19 protein-coding genes are annotated in these 16,393 nt (G+C 64.7%); 13 read left to right on the forward strand and 6 right to left on the reverse strand.

Going from position 1 to position 16,393, the window contains the following annotated elements; all coding sequences use genetic code 11:
• The first annotated feature begins 2 nt into the window (after window positions 1-2).
• The 10 genes from flaF (at window position 3) to ACVWYQ_RS33320 (ending at window position 6,269) form a co-directional block, all read left to right on the forward strand.
• Window positions 3-347 (forward strand): flagellar biosynthesis regulator FlaF, encoded by a 345-nt coding sequence (gene flaF, locus ACVWYQ_RS33275; protein ID WP_157281887.1) that lies wholly within the window; start codon window positions 3-5, stop codon window positions 345-347.
• Entirely contained in the window at window positions 347-757 is a 411-nt protein-coding gene (gene flbT, locus ACVWYQ_RS33280; RefSeq protein ID WP_157281885.1) for a flagellar biosynthesis repressor FlbT, read from the forward strand. The genes flaF and flbT overlap by 1 nt, the downstream gene beginning before the upstream one ends.
• Before the next feature lie 15 nt (window positions 758-772).
• A complete protein-coding gene (gene flgD, locus ACVWYQ_RS33285; RefSeq protein ID WP_036007048.1) occupies window positions 773-1,192 on the forward strand; it encodes a flagellar hook assembly protein FlgD in 420 nt (139 codons plus the stop codon).
• Entirely contained in the window at window positions 1,189-1,455 is a 267-nt protein-coding gene (fliQ, locus tag ACVWYQ_RS33290; protein ID WP_025034323.1) for a flagellar biosynthesis protein FliQ, read from the forward strand. The genes flgD and fliQ overlap by 4 nt, the downstream gene beginning before the upstream one ends.
• A gap of 73 nt (window positions 1,456-1,528) precedes the next feature.
• Window positions 1,529-3,610, forward strand: a complete 2,082-nt coding sequence (flhA, locus tag ACVWYQ_RS33295) for a flagellar biosynthesis protein FlhA (protein ID WP_271542083.1) — start codon at window positions 1,529-1,531, stop codon at window positions 3,608-3,610.
• Entirely contained in the window at window positions 3,607-4,359 is a 753-nt protein-coding gene (fliR, locus tag ACVWYQ_RS33300; protein ID WP_271542082.1) for a flagellar biosynthesis protein FliR, read from the forward strand. Before flhA ends, fliR begins: the two co-directional genes overlap by 4 nt.
• A 7-nt stretch (window positions 4,360-4,366) precedes the next feature.
• Window positions 4,367-4,786 carry a hypothetical protein gene (locus ACVWYQ_RS33305; RefSeq protein ID WP_157281879.1) on the forward strand — a complete coding sequence of 140 codons (420 nt, stop codon included), beginning with the start codon at window positions 4,367-4,369 and terminating at the stop codon, window positions 4,784-4,786.
• Complete coding sequence (locus ACVWYQ_RS33310) at window positions 4,783-5,262, forward strand: rod-binding protein (protein WP_198399646.1); 480 nt, start codon at window positions 4,783-4,785, stop codon at window positions 5,260-5,262. Before ACVWYQ_RS33305 ends, ACVWYQ_RS33310 begins: the two co-directional genes overlap by 4 nt.
• Window positions 5,263-5,301: 39 nt before the next feature.
• Window positions 5,302-5,814 (forward strand): flagellar biosynthesis protein FlgN, encoded by a 513-nt coding sequence (locus tag ACVWYQ_RS33315; RefSeq protein ID WP_271542081.1) that lies wholly within the window; start codon window positions 5,302-5,304, stop codon window positions 5,812-5,814.
• Window positions 5,811-6,269, forward strand: a complete 459-nt coding sequence (locus tag ACVWYQ_RS33320; protein ID WP_036007081.1) for a hypothetical protein — start codon at window positions 5,811-5,813, stop codon at window positions 6,267-6,269. The genes ACVWYQ_RS33315 and ACVWYQ_RS33320 overlap by 4 nt, the downstream gene beginning before the upstream one ends.
• A 112-nt stretch (window positions 6,270-6,381) precedes the next feature.
• Here the strand turns inward: ACVWYQ_RS33320 and ACVWYQ_RS33325 are convergent, their stop codons facing one another.
• A complete protein-coding gene (locus ACVWYQ_RS33325; protein WP_157281875.1) occupies window positions 6,382-7,152 on the reverse strand; it encodes a response regulator transcription factor in 771 nt (256 codons plus the stop codon).
• 817 nt (window positions 7,153-7,969) lie between these two features.
• Here ACVWYQ_RS33325 and ACVWYQ_RS33330 point away from each other — a divergent pair.
• On the forward strand, window positions 7,970-8,935 hold the full coding sequence (locus ACVWYQ_RS33330; protein WP_404543230.1) for a hypothetical protein: 966 nt from the start codon (window positions 7,970-7,972) through the stop codon (window positions 8,933-8,935).
• 12 nt (window positions 8,936-8,947) lie between these two features.
• Here ACVWYQ_RS33330 and ACVWYQ_RS33335 read toward each other — a convergent pair whose 3' ends face one another.
• The gene (locus ACVWYQ_RS33335; RefSeq protein WP_271542079.1) at window positions 8,948-9,526 is read right to left on the reverse strand and encodes a MarR family winged helix-turn-helix transcriptional regulator; all 579 of its coding nucleotides are present in this window, start codon (window positions 9,524-9,526) and stop codon (window positions 8,948-8,950) included.
• A 613-nt stretch (window positions 9,527-10,139) separates the two neighbouring features.
• Between ACVWYQ_RS33335 and ACVWYQ_RS33340 the strand changes: the two genes are divergently transcribed.
• Complete coding sequence (locus ACVWYQ_RS33340; protein WP_456726974.1) at window positions 10,140-11,027, forward strand: dienelactone hydrolase family protein; 888 nt, start codon at window positions 10,140-10,142, stop codon at window positions 11,025-11,027.
• A gap of 58 nt (window positions 11,028-11,085) precedes the next feature.
• Here the strand turns inward: ACVWYQ_RS33340 and ACVWYQ_RS33345 are convergent, their stop codons facing one another.
• Complete coding sequence (locus ACVWYQ_RS33345) at window positions 11,086-12,354, reverse strand: serine hydrolase domain-containing protein (RefSeq protein ID WP_456726975.1); 1,269 nt, start codon at window positions 12,352-12,354, stop codon at window positions 11,086-11,088.
• A gap of 122 nt (window positions 12,355-12,476) precedes the next feature.
• A complete protein-coding gene (locus tag ACVWYQ_RS33350) occupies window positions 12,477-13,325 on the reverse strand; it encodes an SDR family oxidoreductase (RefSeq protein ID WP_456726976.1) in 849 nt (282 codons plus the stop codon).
• Window positions 13,326-13,479: 154 nt separating this feature from the next.
• Between ACVWYQ_RS33350 and ACVWYQ_RS33355 the strand changes: the two genes are divergently transcribed.
• Window positions 13,480-14,205 carry an HAD family hydrolase gene (locus ACVWYQ_RS33355; RefSeq protein ID WP_456726977.1) on the forward strand — a complete coding sequence of 242 codons (726 nt, stop codon included), beginning with the start codon at window positions 13,480-13,482 and terminating at the stop codon, window positions 14,203-14,205.
• A 56-nt stretch (window positions 14,206-14,261) separates the two neighbouring features.
• On the opposite strand, the gene ACVWYQ_RS33360 is transcribed toward ACVWYQ_RS33355, so the two are convergent.
• Together ACVWYQ_RS33360 and ACVWYQ_RS33365 are read right to left on the reverse strand one after the other, a co-directional pair.
• Entirely contained in the window at window positions 14,262-14,669 is a 408-nt protein-coding gene (locus tag ACVWYQ_RS33360; RefSeq protein WP_157281862.1) for a nuclear transport factor 2 family protein, read from the reverse strand.
• Window positions 14,670-14,764: 95 nt separating this feature from the next.
• Window positions 14,765-16,249, reverse strand: a complete 1,485-nt coding sequence (locus tag ACVWYQ_RS33365; RefSeq protein WP_456727231.1) for a mannitol dehydrogenase family protein — start codon at window positions 16,247-16,249, stop codon at window positions 14,765-14,767.
• Window positions 16,250-16,393 lie beyond the last annotated feature (144 nt).

Genomic DNA, 16,393 nt, shown 5'->3' on the forward strand with positions numbered 1-16,393 from the left:
TGATGACGTTTGAAGCCTATGAAGCGGTCGTTGACGAAAGTGGCTATGAGGCGCGCAGCCGCGAGCGGCAGGCGCTCAGCCTCGGCATCGACCGGCTCGAGCGGATCCAGAAGGGGCGTTTCAGCCTCGAGGATCAGGTCGAGAGCCTGCTCTATGTGCGGCGGCTGTGGACGATCTTCATCGAGGATCTCGCGCACCCGGACAACGGCCTGCCGGACAAGCTGCGTGCCGACATCATCTCGATCGGCCTGTGGGTGGTCAAGGAGGCCGACCGTCTCCGCGAGCAGCGGTCCAGCGACGTGGTGCAGCTCATCGAAATCAACCGCCTGATCCGAGACGCGCTTTAATGAAGATCTCCTTGCGCGCGGGCGAACGGATCTACATCAACGGCGCGGTGCTCCGCGTCGACCGCAAGGTCTCCGTCGAGCTCGTCAACGACGTGATGTTCCTGCTCGAAGGGCAGGTCATGCAGGCGTCCGACGCCACCACGGCGCTGCGGCAGCTCTATTTCATCGTCCAGCTCATGTTGATGAACCCGACCGACGTTCGCGATGCTGCGGCGCTCTACGCCCAGCATCACGCGGCCTTGTGTGCCGTTTGCGAGAACCGCGAGATGCTCGATGGGCTCGGCGCGATCGACGAACTGGTCGGGGCGACCCGCTATTTCGAGGCGCTCAAGCGGATTCGCGCGTTGTTTCCGGTGGAGCAGGCCATCCTGGCCGGCGCCGCCGCCGTTTCCCCAGTCGAAGCTGCCTGACAGCGGAGGGACAAGATGAACGTCACCAGCGCGACCGACAGCACCAGCAGATCCAGCTCGACCGACACCAACTCGACGACGTCGAGCAACAGCGTAGACTACAACACGTTTCTCCAGCTCCTCATCGCCCAGATGAAGAACCAGGATCCGACCAATCCCATGGACACCGCGCAGTATATGAGCCAGTTCGCCCAGCTCTCGACGGTCGAGCAGGCGATGCAGACGAATGCGAAGCTAGACGCGCTGCTATCCTCGCAGTCCTTGTCGCAGGCCAACGGGCTGATCGGGAAGACGGTCAGCTTCACCGACTCGACCGGCGCGACCTTCAGCGGCAAGGTCGTCTCGGTCTCCATCAACAGCGACGGCTCCATCGCGACGCTTCAGGACGGCACCAAGGTCGCGGTCGGACCGGGCCTCACGATCAGCCAGTCATGAACGAGCGGGACGCCCTCGATATCGTCCAGGCGGCGATCTGGACCATCATCGTCGCCTCCGGGCCTGCGGTCGGCGCAGCCATGCTGGTCGGCACCGTCATCGCGCTGATCCAGGCCCTGACCCAGATCCAGGAGGTGACGCTGACCTTCGTGCCGAAGATCATCGTCATTCTCCTGGTCGTTGCCGTCTCCGGCTCCTTCATCGGCGCGCATCTGTCGACCTTCACCGAGATGGTCTATTCCAGGATCGAGCGCGGCTTCTGATCCGGCGGCCCCGGCACCATCCCCGCGTAAGCTTTGCGCGGCAGATTACGGGCGGACCCCCTGCCGGTGACCCATGGCCGATACGTTAGCTGCTAGCCCGCCCAATCCGCGCCGTCTCGGAACGGATGCCTTTTTCGCCGCCGGCATCGTGACCATGCTCACGATTCTGTTCCTGCCGATTCCTCCGATCCTGATCGACCTCGGCCTCGCGTTCTCGATCGCGCTGTCGGCCCTGATCCTGATGGTGGCGCTGTGGATTCAGCGTCCGCTCGACTTCTCGGCTTTCCCGACCGTGCTGCTGATCGCGACGATCCTGCGCCTCGCGCTGAACATCGCGACGACGCGCCTGATCCTGTCGCGCGGCGGGGAGGGTGAACATGCGGCAGGCCATGTCGTTGCCGGCTTCTCGCAGTTCGTCATGGGCGGCGACTTCGTCATCGGCCTCATCATCTTCGCGATCCTGGTAACGGTGAATTTCGTCGTGATCACCAAGGGCGCGACGCGTATCGCCGAAGTCGGCGCCCGTTTCACCCTGGACGCCATCCCGGGCAAGCAGATGGCGATCGACGCCGACCTGTCCGCCGGCTTGATCGACGACAAGGAAGCGCAGCGCCGGCGCCGCGAGCTCGAAGAGGAGAGCGCGTTCTTCGGCGCCATGGACGGCGCCTCGAAATTCGTCCGTGGCGACGCCATCGCCGGTCTCATCATCACCGCGATTAACATCTTCGGCGGCATCGTCATCGGCGTCACCCATCACGGATTGACTCTGTCCCGCGCGGCCGACGTCTACACCAAGCTCTCCGTCGGCGATGGTCTGGTGTCGCAGATGCCGGCTTTGATCGTGTCGCTGTCGGCGGGCCTCCTGGTCTCCAAGGGCGGCACCACGGGCTCGGCGGAGCAGGCGGTGCTGCGGCAGCTCGGCGGCTATCCGCGCGCGGTGTCGGCCGCCGCGCTGATGATGTTCGTGCTCGCTTTGATGCCGGGACTGCCGATGGCGCCGTTCGTGCTGCTTGGGGGTGTCATGGCCTTCGTCGGCTATTCGTTGCCGAAGCGGCAGGCCGCGCTGAAGCAGAAGGAGGAGGCCCGCAAGGCCGACGAGCGCGCCCAGGCTGAGGCCAAGGAGTCCGTCAAGGAGCAGCTCAAGACCGCCGAGATCGAGCTGGCGCTCGGCGGCCACCTTTCGGTCCATCTGTTGGGCTCGCGCACCGAGCTTGCCCACCGCGTGGCCAAGATCCGCAAGAAATTCGCCAAGCAGTACGGCTTCGTCATTCCCGAGATCAAGCTCACGGACAATCTGTCGATCGATCCCAAGAGCTACCAGATCCGGATTCACGACACGCGCGTTGCCCATGGCGAGCTCAGGCTCGGCGAGGTGCTGGTGCTGGTCGACAAGGACGGCAAGCCCGACGTGCCGGGCGACGAGGTGATCGAGCCCGCGTTCGGCATGAAGGCGCTGTGGGTGACGGAAGCCTTCACCGACGAAGTCAAGCGGCAGGGCTGCAAGCCGGTCGACAATTTGTCGGTGCTGCTCACGCATTTGAGCGAAGTGATCAGGGCGAACCTTGCCCAGCTGCTGTCCTACAAGGACATGCGCGCCCTGCTCGACCGGCTCGATCCCGAATACAAGCGCCTGGTCGAGGATCTCTGCCCGTCGCAGATCTCCTATTCGGGCCTGCTGGCGATCCTGAAGATCCTGCTTGCCGAGCGCGTCTCCATTCGCAATCTTCACCTGATCCTCGAGGCGATCGCCGAGATCGCGCCCCATGTGCGGCGCTCCGAGCAGGTGGCGGAGCACGTTCGGACCCGACTCGCCCAGCAGATTTGCGGTGATCTCTCCGACAATGGCGTGCTCAACGTGGTCCGTCTCGGCAACCGCTGGGATCTCGCTTTCCACCAGAGCCTGAAGCGCGATGCCAAGGGGGACGTCGTCGAGTTCGACGCAGACCCGCGCCTGATCGAGCAGTTCGCGACCGAAGCCAGCGCCGCGATCCGGAAATTCACCGAGAGCGGCACCAGCGCGGTGCTGGCAGTGACGCCGGAAGCGCGCCCCTATGTCCGGATGATCCTGGAGCGGGTGTTCCCGACTTTGCCGATCCTGTCGCATGTCGAAGTCGCGCGCAGCGCCGAGATCAGGGCGCTGGGAGCCATATCGTGATCTCAGGGCTCGCCGACAGCGTGCTGGTGACGTTCATCGTGTTTTGCCGCATCGGCGCCTGCCTGATGCTGGTGCCCGGCTATTCCAGCGTCAACGTTCCGCCCCAGGTGCGCCTGTTCGTCGCGCTGGTCACGACGTTTGCACTGACGCCGATCCTGATTGCCGTCCTGAAGCCGCTCACGGACAACGCGGCTCCCCTGACGCTCGCGCTCCTGATCTGTTCCGAGCTCGTGGTCGGCAGCGTCATCGGGCTCGGCGGGCGCGTGTTCTTCCTCGCCCTCCAGACTATGGCGACCATGATGGCGAGCGCGATCGGGCTGAGCAACATCCCGGGCACACCGATCGCCGACACCGATCCGGCGCCGGCCCTGGTGCCGCTGATCATGGCGGCCGTCACCACGCTGTTCTTCATGACCGACCAGCACTGGCAGGTGCTGCGGGGGCTGATGAACTCCTACGACGTCTGGAAGCCCGGCAGCAGGCTGGGCGGCAGCGTCGCGCTCGAGCTGCTCGTCGGCCGCCTTTCGGAAGCGTTCGTGCTGACGCTGCGGATCTCGAGCCCTTTCATCGTCTATTCGGTCATCGTCAACCTGGCGGTCGGCCTGATCAACAAGCTGACGCCGGCCATTCCGGTCTATTTCATCTCGGTGCCCTTCGTGCTGTTCGGCGGCTTCCTGCTGCTCTACCTCACCAGCGACGAGCTGCTGACGCAGTTCATGCTGGGCGCGTCGTCGTGGCTGGCGGAGTGACCGGGTCATGACATCGCGCGCGGACAAGCTCGGCCGGATGGTCTCGCTGGTGAAGCTGCAGCTCCGGCTCTCCGAATGGCAGCTCGCTCAATTGCGGCAGCAGGAGCGCAGCCTGCAGGACGAGCAAGAATGGCTGGTCGGAGCCTTGAACGATGGAAAGCCGCCGGCGGGATCGTCGAACGAATCGATCGCGCGGCGTCTCAACAGGGCGAGCGTCGGCGCCCGTGCGGTGCAGGCGCAGGCCGTGCAGCAGCTCGACCAGGTTCGCAGGGAGACCCGCCGCGTGAAACAGATCGAGGAGGTCGCCAAGGCCGCACTCGCAGACAAGCTCCGCGATGCCGAGAAGCGCTCGCTCGAGGACATGACGGGAACGAGCCTTACCGTGCACGCCTGGACGCCACAGCCAGCCAACCGGAACAAGACATGATCGTGACAGCGACGCCCGACCTCGTCCTCGACGTCCTCGAAGCCGCGGACCCCGCGACGCAGCGCGCCGCGACCGCGAAGCTCGACGCGCTGAAATCGTCGGACGCCGATTTCGCCGCCACGATGGAGGCGGAAGTCGGCAAGGCCAAAGCGGCGACCGCCGATCAATCCGCGGCGAAAGTCGCGGAAGCGCAGTCGGGTGCCGTGAACGGGGCGCCGGTGCAGGTGATCAAGGCGCCGGCATCCGGTGAGGTTTACCGCAAGTTCGAAGCCTTCATCCTCCAGACCTTCGTCGAGACGATGTTGCCGAAGGAGTCGGAGGAGGTCTTCGGCAAGGGCACGGCTGGCGGCGTCTGGAAGTCGATGCTTGCAGAGCAGCTCGGCAGCCAGCTGGCAAAGGGCAACGGTGTCGGCATCGCCCGGCAGCTCGCCGCCGCGCATCCGGCTGGACCGGACGCTGCGAAGGCCAAATCATGATCCGCGAACGGGTGACAGAAGTTGAGAGGTGAATTTCCAATGCAGGCACAAGAAGGCGCGGTGGCCGTGGCGATGGACCAGGCGGTCGCGGACACCGAGATGGTGACGACGGAAGCCGAAGCGGGGGATGCGCTGCTGCCCGTGTTGCTGCCGATCGGGGGTGGCGAGGCAAGGGTCGACGCCGCCGACACGGTGAGATCGGACGAAATGCGTGGCCTGCTGGCCGCAATCCGCCGGCTCACAGGTATCGTCGAGGAGGAGACGACCGCGCTCGCGACCGGCCAGAAGATCGATTTCGACGACTTCAGCGCGCGGAAGAGCCGGAGCATGCTCGAGTTCGTCCGCCTGATGCGGGCGCGGATGCACCTTGGCGGCGAGGTCGAGATCACCGAGGAGATTCAGCGGCTGCGCGAGAAGCTCGAGCGGAATCGCTCCATTCTGGAAATGCACTACGACGCGGTCCGCGAAGTCGCGAGCATCATCGTCAAGGCGGTCAAGGACGCCGAGTCCGACGGCACCTATACCGGTCGCACAGCGCAGGACGGAAAATGATCAGGCTGGTGCTGGCCGGGCTCTGGGTATGCATCCTCACGGCGGGCACGAGCTATGCCGTCGCCTATTGGAAGGAGAAGGGCAGCCTGCTGCCGGCGAAGGACGAGTATCTCGAAGGGCTGCAATATCACAAGACGCGGGCGCTGAGCGTGCCGATGGTCGAAAACGGCAATGTCCAGGGCTACATCGTCGCGCGCTTCGTCTACACCATGGAGGCGCGGACCATGCACCAGCTGAACGTCCCGCCGGAGCCGTTCGTCGTCGACGAGGCCTTCCGCAGGATCTATGCCGACGATCGTCTCGACTTCAGGAAGCTCGCCCGTTACGACCTCGCCATCCTGACGACGGCCATCAAGCAGCGCGTCAACGAACGGATGCAGGGTGACATCGTCCAGGACGTCCTGGTCGAGGACTTCAATTACGTGTCCAAGGAAGAATTCCAGCAGAAGCCGTAGCGCGGGATGGCTGTATAAGCGCTGCTCATCCGATCGTCTCCGCCGCTGAACGTGCAACGGCCTCCGCGAAGTGCGGAGGCCGTTGTCGGTTCGTGCCAGGCTTGCGCCCTTGTCAGTTTCCGGCCGGGTATGCCGCGGGGGCGGCCTGCGCCCGCTTCAAGAGGATGCCGACGTCCTCGAGCTCCTGCACCGGCTCGTCGAGAGTTTCGCCCGCCGGGATGTTGAGGCGGTAGCCGACGTAACGCCTTGCCACGATCGCGTCGAAGCCGAGGCGGTCGCGGAGCTTCTTGCGCAGCTTGCTGACGTGGCTCTCGATCACGCTCTCGTCGAAGGTGGACTCGAAGATGCCGTAGACCGCGTTGAAGATCTGCGTCTTGGTGATCCACTTGCCGTGGTTGGCCACCATATATTCGAGAATGCGCAGTTCGCGGCGGGGCAGGGTGAGGGCGTGGCCCGCGATTTCGGGATCACGGCCGTTGAAGAAGACCTGGATCCTGCTCTCGCAGGGCCTCGGCAGCTCGCCCACCCGGCGGCGCGCGATCGCGGCCGTTCGTGCGAGGATCTCGCGCAGATGGATCGGCACGTGCACGACGTCGTCCACGCCCGATTCGAACAGCTCCAGCGTGTTCTTGAGCATCTTCTGGCCGCTCATGGCGATGATAGGAGCCGATGAGCGCTTGCGCATCGCCCGCGGCAGGCTTCCGCGGGCATCGCAATCCCCGAGGAGAAAAGCGTCCACCGCCGCCAGATCGGATTCGCTCGCAGATTGCAGCCAGTCCCAGAATTCTCCGGAGGAGAAGCCGATCGACGATACGCCTTCGCGAACGAGCCCTCCGACATAGCTGTTCGCGACGCTCTCACGATCATCAACGATAATATACATCAGTCTTTCGCCCCTGTTTCGCACTTGTTGCGGCCGGTTGGTTGTTGTGATGCCCCGGCTCGGCAACGATGCTGTTTGACGACATTCCATCCCGCGAACCGTTGTTGTGGTTTCGATATTCGCGGGCAGCCCTACGCGTTCAGCGCCTGCGTCTCGCAGGCCTGTTACTTCAACTCGATACTGAAACGCTTACTGCGTGAGGCTCGGCGGGTGTCTTACTGATCACCTCGCGGAGCAGGTTGAGAAACGACCTAGAACAGTTGCGCCAAGTTGCTCATCGCGTCCGAACACTGCTGAACCGTGTCGATCTCCTCGCCAACTGGCGAGAATCACTTGAGTAGAACCGTAGCGATTGCCGATTCCCGATCAAGCGTGCGTAAGAAAGCGATTGCTACACGCGCTTGATGCTGTTGATTTGTTTCAGGTTGTTTCTTGATGTATCAGATCGCATCAGTTGATTTTGATGCCAAACTAGTTTTGCATCGTGATGGTTGTATAGTTCCGCATCCCCGTACAATTACAGCTATTTCGGGTGGTGCTCCGGGGCACGCACATTGATGGGTTTTCAACCCCGGATTGACTCTGGAACTCGCTTTTCCGCATGCGGCAGTTCGACTCACGTCTGCGCCAAGACTCCAACTTGGTGAAATCTTGGCGTATGTGTGTCTTTCGAGTCGCACTATCGCCACGTGTATGACGCGATCGACTCATGCGATGTCGCATCGCGCGCGATGAACGGCTTTCGACCCGCACGTTTCAGGCAAGCTTCGGCAAATATCGTCGTTCGACAGACCGAAACCGAACGGAGCATTTTCATATGTTGTCCGATGGACAAGCTCGTCCCAACGCGACCGCGGATGCTTCCGCGGCGGCGAAGCCGGCGCCGGACGCGAGCGATGCAATGGACAACGCGGCGCGAACGACCAAGCCTGCCGCGAGCGAAAAGCGCGTATCGGCCGCGGCCAGCGACGAGGCTCTCGCAAAGGAGGCACTCGATGGCTTGAAGCGCATCCGTGCCAAGGCCCGCCTCGACAAGATGGCGATCCCGAAGCCCGCGCCGGCCGTGATCAAGCCGGCCGTGATCGTGGCGAAGCCGCCGCCACCCCGTCCGACATGGGTCGCGCCGCTCGCAACTCTGGCGGTCGCTGCCATGCTCGTGGTCTGCGCCTGCACCGGCGTGATCGCCTATCTCACCACGCAACCCGCGCCGAACAACGCTGCGGCCAATGCGGAAATCAGGATTCTGCGCGAGACCGTCGCGCAACTGCGCAAGCAGGTGTCGGGCGTGTCTGAAAACCTCGACGGCTTGCGGACCGCGGTCGATCAATCCAGCAAGGTCACGAACGATCGCTTCGGCAGGTTTGCCGAGAATCTCGACCGGATCGAGCGGGTGAGCTCGTCCTCCACGGTGAAGCTCGACAAGCTCGCTCAGGTGCAGGCCCAAGCCCAAGCCGCCCAAGCTCCCGCGCCGGCGACGGTGCAGACGCAGCCGGTGTCAGCGCAAGGGCCGATGATGGCCGCGGTCGCCGCGCCCGAGTTCACGGGATCGGTGCCCGCACCCGAGCGTGCGTCGGCGCCGCGCAAGGCGATCAAGGGCTGGGCGGTCCGCCAGGCCTATGAGGGGATCGCGATCCTACAAGGCCCGAACGGCGTCATCGAAGCCGTGCTGGGACAGCAGGTGCCCGGCCTTGGCCGCATCGAAGAGATCAGGAACGAGAACGGGCGCCTGGTGGTGGAAGCCAGCGGCGGTGTTATCTATTCGTCGCGCAAGGCGACGCCCTGATCGAGCCGCCTTCTACTGGCGGTGATGCTCGAAGCTGGTGCACAGCAGATCGACCTCCGCCTCGGCGATCGGTGCGCGAAACAGGCGGCAGCTGAACTCGGCCGTCGTCTTGCTGTCGGTATTGGCGCGATCCTCCCGCAGGAAGATGCACCGCTTGCAGACGTCGGTGTGGTGCCGCTGCTCGGCGGCATCGGAGTGGTCCAGCACGTGCCGGAACGTGTCGCGGAAGCGGATCTTGACCTCGTCGTCCAGAACGGCAATCGCTTCGACGAGGACGCTGACGGGATCGCGCATCAGGAACTTCTTGCCCTGCTGGGTCACGCTCAACGTCACCGACCGCTTGTCCGTGGCCGAGCGCTTCCGCTCGAGATAACCGAGCCGCTCGAGCTCGCCGATGATGAACGAGGCGGTGCCGCGCGTGGTGCCGACGTAGCTCGCCAGCGCCGAGGGGGTTCGGGAAAATCGGTTGGCGCGGGAGAGGAAGCGCAACGCCATCCATTCGCGGTCGCGCAAACCGTGCTTGGTGCCTTCGAACCAAAGGATGCGTGCGGCCTGCTCCAACAGTTCAATCGATTCACGAGCCAAATTCATTTCAGAGGTCGGATAACGATTATTCAACTGGGCCTCAGGTAGCGCAATCGGGGCGGACGAGAATGAGACCCGCTCGCGCTCCGTCGTCCGTTGCGGGCGAGCATCGCGCGTCGCGGGAAGAAGCCTCTGCGTTTCCGAAGATGGAACTTCCGGCCGTGGAACTAGGGTGTCACAAAGAAAGACCGGGTAAATCGCGCGGCCAAGATCCTCTGAAAATTTCAATCAAATGACCGCGGTTCGCACGTGATTTGGTGATGATGAGCGATGCGCAAGCAACATGATGTGTCACTGTCGTCACCCCGGCTGCCATTTGTTGCGGCAGGGCACGTCGGGTGCGCGCACAGGTGCATTCTCTGCAGCGCCAAGAGGCTTGGCGGGCAGGGAAAGAACCATTCGTTTCGGTTAATGGATGTTGCGATGCAGTGCAGCCAGACGGTTAAGTCCGGCACCACGCCCCACGCTCCGGCGGACGGCGGACACCGGCGCTCGCCAACGAAGGGCTTGACGTGGCGAGCCGCGTCCTCGCAGGCTGGTGACTTGCGTTTATCCGGCAATTACTGGCGAATGCGGCGCCCGAGAGGCATCAGCATGGGAATCAGGAATGGGAAGATCGATGAGCTTTGATACCACCATGACATCCGACGTCGTTGGACTGACGAAAGTCGCCCCGCTCTCGCGCCGCGGATTCATGAGCGCGACCGCGGCCGTCGCCGCCGGCTACACGCTCGCGGCCGGTCCGGTCCGGGCCGACATCATCACGACGGATACCAGCGGCCTCCAGGTGGGCGATGCCAGGATCAAGGTCGGCTCCGAGGAAATGCCCGCCTATTTCGCCCGCCCGGCCGGCAACGCCAAGGCGCCGGTGATCATCGTGGCGATGGAGATCTTCGGACTGCACGAATACATCCGGGATGTGACGCGGCGCCTCGCCAAGCTCGGCGCGTTCGCAGTGGCGCCCGACTATTATTTCCGCAAGGGCATCGACCTGACCAAGGTCACGGATATCAAGGAGCTGCTGCCGGTGGTGAATGCGAAGCCGGACGCGGAGCTGTTGTCGGATCTGGACGCGACGGTCGCCTGGGCAGGATCGCAAGGCGGCGACACGACGAAGCTCGGCATCATCGGCTTCTGCCGGGGTGGCCGCACGGTCTGGGAATATGCCGCTCACAGCGGTGCGCTCAAGGCGGGCGTTGCCTTCTACGGGACCTTGGTCGATCCAGCCAACCCGTTGTGGCCGAAGAGCCCGCTGCAGCTCGCGCCCGAGATGAAGGCGCCGGTGCTCGGCCTCTATGGCGGCGCCGATACCGGCATTCCCGTCGCCCAGGTCGAGCAGATGAAGGCCGCGCTCGAGCAGAGCAAGAAGACGGCCGACTTCAAGATTTACCCCGAAGCGCCGCACGGCTTCCATGCCGACTATCGCGGCAGCTACCGCAAGGACGCCGCGGAAGATGCCTGGAAGCAGGCAGAGGCCTGGTTCAGGAAATACGGCGTGTTGAGCTGACGGTGATTAATAAGGGCGGCCGGAGCGGCCGCCCTTTCTCTTTCAGGGCATGACGATCTCACTTCGTCATCGCGCCGTAGACGATGTCCTGGACCTGCTCGCGATAATACTTCCTGAGCTCACCCGGTGCCGCCGTCCCCACCACGACGACGAGACGCTCTTTGGGATCGCAGAAGAACTGCGTCCCGTAGGCTCCGTTCCAGGTGAACTCGCCCGGATTGCCGGGGACCGACGACAATCCTTCGGCCGTCCGGACCGCCACCGAAAGGCCGAAGCCGAAGCCGCCGCGATGCGGCTCGACATTGGCGACGTTATTCTTGATCTCGGGGCCGAGATGGTTCGCCGTCATGTGACGGACGGTCTTCGGACCGAGGATGCGCTGGCCGTCGAGCTCGCCGCCGTTGAGCAGCATCTGTCCGAAGCGGATGTAGTCGCCGACCGTCGCGAACGAGCAGGCGCCGCCGCAATCGAACTTGGTTGGGGTGTCCAGGAGCTTGATGGCCTGCGGCTTGCCCGTCAGCGGATCGTTCGGGAAGGGGCGGGCGAGGCGCGGGCGCTGCGCCTCGGTCGGATGGAAGGTCGCATCCTTCATGCCGAGCGGCTGCCAGACATTGGCAGCGAGATAGTCGCCAAGCTTCTGCTCGCTCACCTTCTCGACGACAGCGCCGAGCACATCGATCGAAAAGCCGTATTCGAACGCGGTCGAGGGCTGCTGCGCCAGCGGCAGCTTGGTGATGCGATCGATGAAAGCCTGGGTGTCGCCTTCGATCGCCGGCGCAATGCCATCGGGATATTGCCGCGCCACCGGGCTCGATGAGTCGGGGCGGCCGCCATACATCAGCCCCGACGTATGCCGGTAGAGATCGTGGATGAAGATCGGCGAGGCCTGCGGTTCGAGCTTGAGTGATCCGTCCGCCTGAGGCACGCCGACCTTCATGTCGGCGAAGCCCGGGTAGTATTCTGACAGCTTGGCCTGGAGCGGCAGCCGTCCCTGCTCCATCAGCGTCAGGCCGGCGACCGCTGCCATCGGCTTGGTCATCGAGGCCAGCGCGAAGATCGCATCGAGCGGCATCGGCGTGCCCTTGGCCGGATCGAGCAGGCCATAGGCCTTGTAGTGGACGAGCTTGCCGTCGCGCGCGATGGCGACCACTGCGCCGGGAACGCGCTTGGCCGCGATCTCGCGCGCGAAGAAATTATCGAGGCGTGCAAGGCCTTGCTTCGAAAATCCGACGTCGTCGGGATTGGCTTCGGGCAGCGGCGCAGCGCGCGCGGCGCCGAGCGTGACGACAGCAATCGTTGCCGCGATCATGGCGATCGTCTTGTTCATTGCATTCTCCCAAGGCGCGAGCTCGTTGTGCGGTGGCTCGCTCGATGCCTAGATCATGACCGCACCGGGATGAAGTCAAGCGCGGGGGCGGCATGTCTGGGACGCATCGGAGCGCAGGAACCCTAACGTCCTTCGCCTGCGCGCCAGAGAGCGTCGAGGCCGTGCCGATAGGTGGGGCAGGCCAGCGTGACGCCGAGCTCGCGCTTCAGTTTCTCGTTGGAGACGCGGGCGCTGCTGGCATAGAAGCTGCGCGCCATCGGCGACATCTCGGCGGTGGCGAACGCTTCTTCCGGCGGCGGCGCCACGCCCATCAGCTGCGCGGCATAGCCGATCACGTCCTGCGGCGGCGCCGGCTCGTCGTCGCAGACGTTCCAAACGCCGCCGCCTTGGTGATGAATAGCGGCCATGATCGCGCTCGCGATGTCATCGACGTGGATGCGGTTGAACACCTGTCCCGGCTTGATGATGCGCCTCGCCGTTCCCGCGCGCAGCGTCGACAGCGCGTTGCGGCCGGGACCGTAGATGCCGGCAAGCCGCAGGATCGCGGCATCGCCGCCCGTCGCATCCGTCCAGGCCTGCTCCGCCGCGATCCGCATCCGCGTGCGGTCGAGGATGGCCTGCGGCGGCGTGCTCTCGTCGACCCACGCTCCACCGTGATCACCGTACACCCCGATGGTGGAGAGATAGACGACCTTGCGGCGGCTTCCCTGCAGAACGCCGCCAAACGCCGCGATCGCGGGATCGCTCGTGCTGCCGGGCGGGATCGACACCAGGAGGACGTCGGCGTCGCGAACCCGTTCAACCGTCTCGGGCGACGGAAGGCTGCCGGAAAACGGATGCACCTCGATCCCGGCAAGGTCATCCCGCTGCGCGGGATTGCGCACGGTGCCGGCGACATGCGAGAAGCTGTCGCCGTGCTTGCGGACGAAATGCCGCGCGCTGTAGCCGAGGCCGAGGATGAAGAGCCGCATGCGTCTCCCGTGCAGGTCGAAAGTTCCCGTTCGCGCGTCGCGCCCCGTTCGCTCATAAGAGATTTTTGGGTCCGGCAAAAGATATTGCGATTTGTCTCGCCCTCCGGCTCGGCCGATGCTCGCTTTACGCAGCGCCGGAAGGGAGGCATCGATCATGCAGACCGAAGGGTTGGTTCAGTCGCCAGCGGACGCCGCCGATCTGATCCGGCGCGCGGCCGCGCTGATCTTCGACGTTGACGGCACCCTGGCCGAAACCGAGGAGCTGCATCGGCAGGCCTTCAACCTTGCCTTCGCCCGCCACGGGCTCGACTGGCAGTGGGACCGCGCCGTCTACAAGGACCTGCTGCGGGTGACGGGCGGCAAGGAACGCATGCGCGCCTACCACAACGGGCTACTGACCGCTCCGCCCTTGTCGGACATTGACATCGCAGAGCTCCACCGCATCAAGACCGCGCATTATGCCGAATTGGTCGAGAACGGCCGCTGCTCCTTACGGCCGGGCGTGACGGATTTGCTCAGGGCCGCGAAGGCGAGGGGCCAGCGGCTTGCGATTGCGACCACCACATCGCACGGCAATATCGATGCGCTGCTGTCGCAGGCGCTGGGCAAACGCTGGGCCGCGGATTTCGATGCGATCGTCGCCGGCGACGACGTCAGGCACAAGAAGCCGGCACCGGACGTCTATCTCGAGATCCTGGCGCGGCTGAAGCTCGAGGCATCCGATTGCGTTGCGATTGAGGATTCCGCCAACGGCCTGATCGCGGCCTCGCGCGCGGGCATCCCGGTTCTGATCACCCGCAGCACGTTCTTCGGAGGCGACGATGACTTCACCGGCGCGCATTTCGTGCTCGACGATCTGTCGGAACTTTCGGACCGCTAAACAAAGCTGAAGAACAACCCCATGCACAGTAGATCACGGCGCCGTGATCGCCGTGCTCAGTGGACGCGGTGACTTGTTCTATCGTCCTCAGCCTGCTCGACAATCTGCGCGATTGGGCTGGACTGATGATGCACCAGGCGCCAGTCGTCGCCGACGCGGCGAAAATGGTTCGCCGCAGCCAACGCGGTGCCGTCGACGATCTCGATGCAGAGCACGCGGGCGCTGTCGCCGTCGACGATGGCCTGCGGCTCGGCGCAGACGATCTGCGGCCGCTGCGGGTTTTGCAGGATGTCGCGCCAGCTTCCGATCACTGTGGCGCGGCCGATGATGGCCGGCCAGCCGGGATGGATGCAGGAGATGCCGTCGTCGTCCGCCCACATCCGTTCCATGCCGGCGAAGTCGCCGGTCGAGAACGCCGCGTAAAAGGCCGCGTTGGCGGCGATGACCTTAGTGTCGTTTCCCATCGCTCTCGGGTGGGGCAAGGACAGGCAAAAATCAAGCGCGACTTTCCGTCGACTTTGGCCGCAGTGCAGCATTCATGATGCTGCCCACGTCGTGGTCACGCCGAAACGTGCGTTGCCACGGCCCGCCGCGCGCCGTCGGCATAAAGGCGGCCGAGCGCCGCGGTAACGGCCTCGCGCAGGCGCGGCTCGGCGCCGAGCGGCCCGAACACCTTCGCCACCCCGAGCAGTGCCGGCGCGAGGCGCTCGGCAACGGGTCCCGCCTCGCGCGCCAGCGCGGCGAACTCGGCGGCGAGCGGGTCGCGCACGTCGATCGGCCGTCCCTGCTCGTCGACGCCGCTGACGTAGCGCATCCAGGCGGCGACCGCGAGCGCATGCGTTGCGATCGGCAGGCCTTTCGCAAGGCGATCCTGCATTGCGCCGAGCAGCCGCTGCGGCAGTTTTTGCGAGCCGTCCATGGCGATCTGCCAAGTGCGGTGGTGCAGCGCCGGATTGGCGAAGCGCTTGAGCAGCGAGGCGCGATAGGCTGCGAGATCCGTCCCCGTGGGCATCGTCAGCGTCACCGCGGCCTCTTCCATGACCTGGGCGGCAAGGCGCGCAAAATGCGGATCCTGCATCGTGTCGGCGATGGTCTCGTAGCCGGAGAGATAGCCGAGATAGGCCAGCGCGGAATGGCTGGCGTTGAGGAGCCGCAGCTTCATCAGCTCGAACGGCTTGACGTCGCCGACGAGTTCGACGCCCGCTGCGGCAAGGTCCGGCCGGCCCGCGGTGAAGCGGTCCTCGACCACCCATTGCGTGAACGGCTCGGTCATGACAGGCCAGGCGTCGCGCATGCCCAGCGCGGATGCGACCGCATCGCGGTCGGCATCCGTCGTCTCCGGCACGATGCGGTCGACCATGGTCGAGGGGAACGCAACCGTGTCGGCGATCCACTTGCCGAGTTCCCTAGAACGCAGCGCGGCGAACTGCGTGACGATCCGCTGCACGGTGTGGCCGTTGGCGGCGAGGTTGTCGCAGCACAGCACGGTGAAGGGCGAAAGACCCTGCGCCCGCCGCCGTGCCAGCGCGGCGACGATGAAGCCCGGCGCCGAGCGCGGCGCATCGAAATTGTTCAGATCATGCACGACATCAGGATGCCGCTCGTCGAGATCGCCGGTCTGCGGCGTGTGGCAATAGCCCTTCTCGGTCACCGTGAGCGAGACGATGCGGATGGCGGGATCGGCCATCCGCTCGACCAGGGCTGCCGGCTTCTCGCGCGCGACGACGCTGTCGAGCAGGGCGCCGATCACGCGGTGCTCGGTACCTTCGGCGGAACGCACGGCGACGGTGTAGAGATGGTCCTGCGGGGCGAGGGCGTCGCGCGTCTCCGGGCTGCGCAGGCTCGCGCCGATGATGCCCCAGGACATGCTGCCACTAGCAAGGCAATCGTCGATGACCACCGCCTGATGGGCACGATGAAACGCCCCGAGGCCGAGATGCACGATGCCGGGCGTGACGCGCGAACGGTCATAGGCCGGACGGCGGATGGCAGGTGCCAGCCGGTCGAGATTGGCGCGACCAAGGCAAGTGGAATCAAGGCGCATCGAGCTCTGGCGCATGGACGTCTTCCCTTTGCTTTGCCGCTGCTTGACATGGCGTCCGTATCAGGTCAATGCTCCGGTCAATTGGTAAGACCAATTTTCCAGAATTGGCGGGCCGCGGGCGCCGAAGGCGCCGCGCGAGACCTT

The organism is Bradyrhizobium sp. USDA 3397 (assembly GCF_054060965.1).

Bases quoted from the DNA above. Each gene is read 5' to 3' on its own strand.
- ACVWYQ_RS33315 (WP_271542081.1), top strand. From the start codon at position 5,302: ATGCAGGCACAAGAAGGCGCGGTGGCCGTGGCGATGGACCAGGCGGTC.
- ACVWYQ_RS33340 (WP_456726974.1), top strand. From the start codon at position 10,140: ATGAGCTTTGATACCACCATGACATCCGACGTCGTTGGACTGACGAAA.
- ACVWYQ_RS33305 (WP_157281879.1), top strand. From the start codon at position 4,367: ATGACATCGCGCGCGGACAAGCTCGGCCGGATGGTCTCGCTGGTGAAG.
- ACVWYQ_RS33310 (WP_198399646.1), top strand. From the start codon at position 4,783: ATGATCGTGACAGCGACGCCCGACCTCGTCCTCGACGTCCTCGAAGCC.
- flgD (WP_036007048.1), top strand. From the start codon at position 773: ATGAACGTCACCAGCGCGACCGACAGCACCAGCAGATCCAGCTCGACC.
- ACVWYQ_RS33335 (WP_271542079.1), bottom strand. From the start codon at position 9,526: ATGAATTTGGCTCGTGAATCGATTGAACTGTTGGAGCAGGCCGCACGC.
- ACVWYQ_RS33355 (WP_456726977.1), top strand. From the start codon at position 13,480: ATGCAGACCGAAGGGTTGGTTCAGTCGCCAGCGGACGCCGCCGATCTG.
- ACVWYQ_RS33350 (WP_456726976.1), bottom strand. From the start codon at position 13,325: ATGCGGCTCTTCATCCTCGGCCTCGGCTACAGCGCGCGGCATTTCGTC.
- ACVWYQ_RS33345 (WP_456726975.1), bottom strand. From the start codon at position 12,354: ATGAACAAGACGATCGCCATGATCGCGGCAACGATTGCTGTCGTCACG.
- flbT (WP_157281885.1), top strand. From the start codon at position 347: ATGAAGATCTCCTTGCGCGCGGGCGAACGGATCTACATCAACGGCGCG.
- ACVWYQ_RS33325 (WP_157281875.1), bottom strand. From the start codon at position 7,152: ATGTATATTATCGTTGATGATCGTGAGAGCGTCGCGAACAGCTATGTC.
- flaF (WP_157281887.1), top strand. From the start codon at position 3: ATGACGTTTGAAGCCTATGAAGCGGTCGTTGACGAAAGTGGCTATGAG.
- ACVWYQ_RS33320 (WP_036007081.1), top strand. From the start codon at position 5,811: ATGATCAGGCTGGTGCTGGCCGGGCTCTGGGTATGCATCCTCACGGCG.
- flhA (WP_271542083.1), top strand. From the start codon at position 1,529: ATGGCCGATACGTTAGCTGCTAGCCCGCCCAATCCGCGCCGTCTCGGA.
- ACVWYQ_RS33330 (WP_404543230.1), top strand. From the start codon at position 7,970: ATGTTGTCCGATGGACAAGCTCGTCCCAACGCGACCGCGGATGCTTCC.
- fliQ (WP_025034323.1), top strand. From the start codon at position 1,189: ATGAACGAGCGGGACGCCCTCGATATCGTCCAGGCGGCGATCTGGACC.
- ACVWYQ_RS33365 (WP_456727231.1), bottom strand. From the start codon at position 16,249: ATGCGCCTTGATTCCACTTGCCTTGGTCGCGCCAATCTCGACCGGCTG.
- ACVWYQ_RS33360 (WP_157281862.1), bottom strand. From the start codon at position 14,669: ATGGGAAACGACACTAAGGTCATCGCCGCCAACGCGGCCTTTTACGCG.